General features: G+C 35.6%; 1 protein-coding gene. It reads right to left on the bottom strand.

All coding sequences use genetic code 11. The features are described from left to right. The coding region (locus SB724_RS21210; protein ID WP_410572978.1) for a hypothetical protein at positions 1–250 on the bottom strand (250 nt) is incomplete at both ends.

The raw sequence follows: 250 nt of genomic DNA, 5'->3' as shown, positions 1-250 counted from the left end.
GAAGTAATCATAGCGGACAATTGACCTTGATTAGAACTACTATACAATGTGCCATCCATCGCTTTCACTTCTGCATATTGTACACCAGAATATCTTTTTGTATTAAGCCCTGTAGGTATAGGAATTCTGATATTGAAAGGACCAATTTTGAAATTATCCTTTCTATAATTCACTTCGTCTCTAACTAAGTCATACACTCCGTCTGGAATTGTATTTCTTGGCCTACCTTTATACATACCGGCAATTCTTA

Origin of the sequence: Bacillus sp. SIMBA_031 (genome assembly GCF_046535225.1) — a bacterium.
Taxonomy (GTDB): Bacteria; Bacillota; Bacilli; order Bacillales; family Bacillaceae; genus Bacillus; species Bacillus velezensis.
The sequence above is the reverse complement of the archived record's forward strand: the minus strand, read 5'-3'. Positions and strand labels throughout refer to the sequence as shown.